The organism is Flavobacterium sp. LM4 (assembly GCF_002017935.1).
In the GTDB taxonomy this organism is placed as follows: Bacteria; Bacteroidota; Bacteroidia; order Flavobacteriales; family Flavobacteriaceae; genus Flavobacterium; species Flavobacterium chungangense.
In genome coordinates, this window is the sequence record NZ_MUFW01000007.1 from 75,557 (window position 1) to 82,500 (window position 6,944).

Sequence of the window (6,944 nt, forward strand, 5' to 3'; positions counted from 1 at the left end):
TTTGTAATCCCATATTTTAGGTTAAAATTTCTAAAATAGGATCAAAAATTAAAAACACACAGATGAAATTTATAGTATCGAGTTCGTACTTATTAAAGCAATTACAAGTTTTAGGTAGTGTAATTAACAGCAACAATACGCTGCCTATTTTAGACAACTTCTTATTTGAACTAAATAATAATGAGTTGACAGTTTCGGCATCAGATCTTGAAACCACAATGTCAGCCACATTATCAATCGATTCTAAAAGTAAAGGAAGTGTAGCGGTTCCTGCAAAACTTTTACTTGAAATTTTAAAAACATTTCCGGAACAACCTTTAACTTTTACAGTTGAAGATAATAATACAGTTGAGATTAGTTCAAATTCAGGAAAATATGCATTGGCGTATGCTGCAGGAGAAGAATTTCCAAAATCAGTAAATCTAGAAGATCCATCGGTAACTTTGGTTCCTGCAGATGTATTGGCAACTGCGGTAAGTAAAACTATTTTTGCGGCAGGAAACGATGATTTACGTCCGGTAATGTCTGGAGTCTTCTTCCAGTTTTCACCAGAAGGTTTGACTTTTGTTGCAACAGATGCTCATAAATTGGTAAAATATGCCCGCACAGATGTAAAAGCATCTCAGGTTGCCGATTTTATTATGCCAAAGAAACCTTTAAATATTTTGAAAAGTATTTTAGGAAGTTCTGATGCCGAAGTAAAAATTGAGTATAACGATTCAAATGCGACTTTCTCATTTGACAACTATATATTAATGTGTCGTTTGATTGATGGAAAATACCCAAATTATGAAGCTGTAATTCCAAAAGAAAATCCAAACAAATTAATGATCGATCGTTCCTTGTTTTTAAGTTCCGTTCGTCGTGTTGCAATTTTCTCAAACAAAACAACACATCAAATCCGTTTAAAAATTGCTGGAGCCGAATTAAATGTTTCTGCAGAAGATATTGATTACTCAAATAAGGCGGAAGAAAGATTAACTTGTGATTATCAGGGTGATGATCTTCAAATTGGTTTCAATTCACGTTTTTTAACAGAAATGCTAACTAATTTACAATCAGATATGATTATGTTAGAGATGTCATTGCCTAACAGAGCTGGGATTCTAACGCCGGTTGATGGTTTAGAAGAAGGCGAAACCGTTACAATGTTGGTAATGCCTGTGATGTTAAATAGTTAACATCAAAAGTTCTTTTTGTTACAGGGATTTTTTTTAGTTTCAAATTAAAGACATATCATTGTAAAAAAAAATATCGCTATTAACCAACCATTTTTTATACCTGAAAACCGCAATTCTTAAAAAAGAGTTGCGGTTTTTTATTTATCTCATTCCTGGTGAAATTTTGAAAAAAAAACTGAATGTTTTTCTCTTATTCTTTTCTTAACGGAAAAAACTTCTTGAAATATTTAATTATTTTTGTAATATGAAAATAGAAATTTGGTCGGATATCATGTGTCCGTTTTGTTATATAGGAAAAAGACAGTTGGAAAAGGCATTGGCTGAATTTCCAAATGATGAATTTGAGATAGAATGGAAAAGTTTTCAACTCGATCCATCTATTACGCCACAATCAGGCAAAGATGTTTATGCTTTTTTGGCAGAGCGCAAAGGTATTTCGCTTGAGCAATCAATAGAAATGCATAAAGGTGTTGTTGAACGTGCTAAAAGTGTTGGTTTAGACTATCATTTTGAAAAAGCAGTTATTTCAAATTCATTAACAGCTCATCGTATTATACATTTGGCTAAAACCCAAAAGTTGGGCGATGAAATGGAAGAGATTTTCTTTAAGGCATATTTTACGGAAGGAAAGGATTTAAATGACGCTTCAACTTTAATAGAACTAGGTAGTCAGGTTGGATTAAATGAAAATGAAGTTCGTGAAGTCGTAGAAAATGAAAAGATGTATTTAAATGATGTAACAAAGGATATTGCCGAAGCACAGGAAATTGGAGTGCAGGGTGTTCCTTTTTTTGTTTTTGATAGAAAATATGCTATTTCTGGAGCACAGCCTCATGAAACTTTTGTTCAAACAATTAATGAGACTAATAAGTAAAGCATAATACATAATGCAATCTCAAACCCGACAGTTTTTCGAAACTTGTCGGGTTCGTTTTTATACATATATAAGGACGGATTATACTCATAATATAATAAGAGTAGTTCTTTGTCAGGGTAAACGAAGTCGGAGTCCTTTTGAATTTGTTATTTCATAATTTAAATTTCGGGAGCTTAATCCCGCTATTCACTTCAATCTTTTGCTTTTTAAAGAAAAAAGCAAAAGGATTTTCGTTTCTATCGGGGCTATGGCATCGGTTTTTAGCAGAATTTCTTCTTAATATACATAACGTAAAGGGATTTTTTGTGTCTTTACGAAATTATGAAGTACTTTAAAAACCGCTTTTGGACTGAAGACCTCTAGGGAGTAAAGTAAAAAAAGGCAAGTTTAGCGATGAAAATCTGTAAAAAAGACTTGAAGAGCTATATTGCAAGATTCTCGGAAAAGGATCTTTTGTGTTGTGAAGTCAATAAAAACGGCTTATCATGAAATAAAAGAATTGAGGTAAATATAAATAATACAGAAAATTCCTAACAAAAATAAGAAACTGTAAATCGTAAGTTTTGCGTTATGAGACAGTTAAGAAAAAGTTTTAAAAAAGGTTGAAATTTTATAATAAAAAGGCTTGGTAAAGTGGATAAAGGTTGTACTTTTGCACCCGCAACAGCGAAAGCGTTCATCGAAATACTGACAGGCAAACGAATTTAAAGGAAAAGAAATTTTCTAAAAAAAAAGATTCAAAAAAGCTTGTGAGATTTGAAAATGCTTTTTACATTTGCACCCCGCAAAACACGAAAAGTTCATTGAGGTATTGGAAGGAAAATTAGAAAAAGGAAACGAAAAAAAAGTTTCAAAAATTTTTAAATTTTTCTTGCGAGAAACAAAAAGAAGTTTTACTTTTGCACCCGCTTTGAGAGACAAACGATAGGCGAAAAGAATAAAAAATATTACGTTCGTAGACATATTGAATTGACAGCCGCTTTAACAGAGATGTTAAGGCAAAAGAATAAGAGTAATAGAATCGGAAGATTCGATAAGAACCGATAGATACTGATTCGAATAACAATACGATTTGATGTAAATTAAATCAACAATATACGATGAAGAGTTTGATCCTGGCTCAGGATGAACGCTAGCGGCAGGCTTAACACATGCAAGTCGAGGGGTATTTATCTTCGGATAGAGAGACCGGCGCACGGGTGCGTAACGCGTATGCAATCTACCTTTTACAGAGGGATAGCCCAGAGAAATTTGGATTAATACCTCATAGTATTACGACCTGGCATCAGGATGTAATTAAAGTCACAACGGTAAAAGATGAGCATGCGTCCCATTAGCTAGTTGGTAAGGTAACGGCTTACCAAGGCTACGATGGGTAGGGGTCCTGAGAGGGAGATCCCCCACACTGGTACTGAGACACGGACCAGACTCCTACGGGAGGCAGCAGTGAGGAATATTGGACAATGGGCGCAAGCCTGATCCAGCCATGCCGCGTGCAGGATGACGGTCCTATGGATTGTAAACTGCTTTTGTACGAGAAGAAACACTCCTATGTATAGGAGCTTGACGGTATCGTAAGAATAAGGATCGGCTAACTCCGTGCCAGCAGCCGCGGTAATACGGAGGATCCAAGCGTTATCCGGAATCATTGGGTTTAAAGGGTCCGTAGGCGGTTTAGTAAGTCAGTGGTGAAAGCCCATCGCTCAACGGTGGAACGGCCATTGATACTGCTGAACTTGAATTATTAGGAAGTAACTAGAATATGTAGTGTAGCGGTGAAATGCTTAGAGATTACATGGAATACCAATTGCGAAGGCAGGTTACTACTAATTGATTGACGCTGATGGACGAAAGCGTGGGTAGCGAACAGGATTAGATACCCTGGTAGTCCACGCCGTAAACGATGGATACTAGCTGTTGGGGGCAACTTCAGTGGCTAAGCGAAAGTGATAAGTATCCCACCTGGGGAGTACGTTCGCAAGAATGAAACTCAAAGGAATTGACGGGGGCCCGCACAAGCGGTGGAGCATGTGGTTTAATTCGATGATACGCGAGGAACCTTACCAAGGCTTAAATGTAGTTTGACCGATTTGGAAACAGATCTTTCGCAAGACAAATTACAAGGTGCTGCATGGTTGTCGTCAGCTCGTGCCGTGAGGTGTCAGGTTAAGTCCTATAACGAGCGCAACCCCTGTTGTTAGTTGCCAGCGAGTCATGTCGGGAACTCTAACAAGACTGCCAGTGCAAACTGTGAGGAAGGTGGGGATGACGTCAAATCATCACGGCCCTTACGCCTTGGGCTACACACGTGCTACAATGGCCGGTACAGAGAGCAGCCACTGGGCGACCAGGAGCGAATCTATAAAACCGGTCACAGTTCGGATCGGAGTCTGCAACTCGACTCCGTGAAGCTGGAATCGCTAGTAATCGGATATCAGCCATGATCCGGTGAATACGTTCCCGGGCCTTGTACACACCGCCCGTCAAGCCATGGAAGCTGGGGGTGCCTGAAGTCGGTGACCGCAAGGAGCTGCCTAGGGTAAAACTGGTAACTAGGGCTAAGTCGTAACAAGGTAGCCGTACCGGAAGGTGCGGCTGGAACACCTCCTTTCTAGAGCCTTAGTGTTAGCATTTGTGCACGCTGAGGAAAAAAGATGAAGATCTTTAAAGTTCTGAATTGAAAGATTGTATTACTCTTGCTGTTAATTTAAAAAAAAATGAAAATTAAGTAAAACAGAGTCTCGTAGCTCAGCTGGTTAGAGTACTACACTGATAATGTAGGGGTCGGCAGTTCGAGTCTGCCCGGGACTACTTTTTAAAATCAAATTGACAATTATTAATTGACAATTGATAATTAAAAAGACTGATTAGCTTAATTAAAAGGAAATTTTAGAGGTTGAGTAACCGTTTTAAGTACTGTTAACTGAAAACTGTTAACTGACAACTAAAAAATGGGGGATTAGCTCAGCTGGCTAGAGCGCCTGCCTTGCACGCAGGAGGTCAACGGTTCGACTCCGTTATTCTCCACGAAATAATTGACAATTATCAATTGATAATTATTAATTGTTAAAGTTCATTGACATATTGAGATAAGAAATAATAAAAAGTAGAAAGCGTTTTTTGTTATAGTAGAGATACAAACAACAAGAAACAAAAAAAACGGTCATATTAATTTATGATTGGTACAATAAGCAAAATAAGGGCGTATGGGGGATGCCTAGGCTCTCAGAGGCGATGAAGGGCGTGATAAGCTGCGAAAAGCTACGGGGATCGGCACACACGAATTGATCCGTAGATACCCGAATGGGGCAACCCACTATGTTGAAGACATAGTACACCGATAGGTGGGCAAACCCGCTGAACTGAAACATCTAAGTAGGCGGAGGAGAAGAAAACAAAAGTGATTCCGTAAGTAGTGGCGAGCGAACGCGGATTAGCCCAAACCAATGTTGTTACGGCAATGTTGGGGTTGTAGGACCACGATATTTTATGTACACGGAACCGGAACTGACTGGAAAGTCGGGCCATAGAGGGTGATAGCCCCGTATGGGTAACAAGTATAATAGATAGTGGTATCCTGAGTAGGGCGGGGCACGTGAAACCCTGTCTGAATTTGGCGGGACCATCCGCTAAGGCTAAATACTCCTGAGAGACCGATAGTGAACCAGTACCGTGAGGGAAAGGTGAAAAGAACCGTGAATAACGGAGTGAAATAGATCCTGAAACCATACGCTTACAAGCGGTCGGAGCCCTTTCGTGGGGTGACGGCGTGCCTTTTGCATAATGAGCCTACGAGTTAACGTTGCTGGCAAGGTTAAGTGGTTAAGCCACGGATCCGTAGCGAAAGCGAGTCTGAATAGGGCGCTTTAGTCAGTAGTGTTAGACGCGAAACCGTGTGATCTACCCATGGGCAGGATGAAGCGCTGGTAACACAGTGTGGAGGTCCGAACCGGTTGACGTTGAAAAGTCTTCGGATGACCTGTGGGTAGGGGTGAAAGGCCAATCAAACTCGGAAATAGCTCGTACTCCCCGAAATGCATTTAGGTGCAGCGCTGGCGATAGTTATATAGAGGTAGAGCTACTGATTGGATGCGGGGGCTTCACCGCCTACCAATTCCTGACAAACTCCGAATGCTATATAATGTTTCCCAGCAGTGAGGGCTTGGGTGCTAAGGTCCAAGTCCGAGAGGGAAAGAACCCAGACCATCAGCTAAGGTCCCCAAATATATGTTAAGTTGAAAGAACGAGGTTTGTCTGCCCAGACAGCTAGGATGTTGGCTTGGAAGCAGCCATTCATTTAAAGAGTGCGTAACAGCTCACTAGTCGAGCGGACGAGCATGGATAATAATCGGGCATAAACATATTACCGAAGCTATGGATTTAGAGTTTACTCTAAGTGGTAGGGGAGCATTCCAGCAGGGTTGAAGGTGTATCGTAAGGTATGCTGGACTGGCTGGAAAAGAAAATGTAGGCATAAGTAACGATAATGCGGGCGAGAAACCCGCACACCGAAAAACTAAGGTTTCCACAGCTATGCTAATCAGCTGTGGGTTAGTCTGGTCCTAAGGCGAACCCGAAAGGGACAGTCGATGGCTAACGGGTTAATATTCCCGTACTACTGATTACTGTGATGGGGTGACGGAGTGATGAAAGCGCCGCGAACTGACGGAATAGTTCGTTGAAGTACCTACCTATAAGATCTGCAGGCAAATCCACAGATCTTGGGGAAATACGATAGTACTCGGAGTCTTCGGACAAAGAGATAGTGCGCCTAAGGGCTTCCAAGAAAAACCTCTAAACTTCAGGTAATTAGTACCAGTACCGTAAACCGACACAGGTAGTTGAGGAGAGAATCCTAAGGTGCTCGAGAGATTCATGGCTAAGGA

The 6,944-nt window shown here is 40.3% G+C and carries 2 protein-coding genes, 2 tRNA genes and 2 rRNA genes (1 of these 6 cut by a window edge); all 6 read left to right on the forward strand.

Translation table 11 applies throughout. The features are described 5' to 3' along the window. The first annotated feature begins 62 nt into the window (after window positions 1–62). Window positions 63–1,181, forward strand: coding sequence for a DNA polymerase III subunit beta (dnaN, locus tag BXU10_RS24060; protein ID WP_031456205.1), 1,119 nt, complete (start codon window positions 63–65; stop codon window positions 1,179–1,181). Between the two features lie 244 nt (window positions 1,182–1,425). Beyond that, on the forward strand, window positions 1,426–2,055 hold the full coding sequence (locus tag BXU10_RS24065; RefSeq protein ID WP_078229971.1) for a DsbA family protein: 630 nt from the start codon (window positions 1,426–1,428) through the stop codon (window positions 2,053–2,055). 1,100 nt (window positions 2,056–3,155) lie between these two features. Further along, a 16S ribosomal RNA gene (locus BXU10_RS24070) occupies window positions 3,156–4,669 on the forward strand. A gap of 126 nt (window positions 4,670–4,795) precedes the next feature. Further along, window positions 4,796–4,869: transfer RNA gene (locus BXU10_RS24075), tRNA-Ile, on the forward strand. 142 nt (window positions 4,870–5,011) lie between these two features. After that, window positions 5,012–5,085: transfer RNA gene (locus BXU10_RS24080), tRNA-Ala, on the forward strand. 158 nt (window positions 5,086–5,243) lie between these two features. Further along, window positions 5,244–6,944: ribosomal RNA gene (locus tag BXU10_RS24085) — 23S ribosomal RNA — on the forward strand (it continues 1,178 nt past the right edge of the window). The 16S and 23S rRNA genes sit together here with 2 tRNA genes alongside, the layout of an rRNA operon.

Excerpts from the sequence above, each read along its gene's own strand:
- dnaN (WP_031456205.1), top strand. The coding sequence starts at position 63 with ATGAAATTTATAGTATCGAGTTCGTACTTATTAAAGCAATTACAAGTT.
- BXU10_RS24065 (WP_078229971.1), top strand. The coding sequence starts at position 1,426 with ATGAAAATAGAAATTTGGTCGGATATCATGTGTCCGTTTTGTTATATA.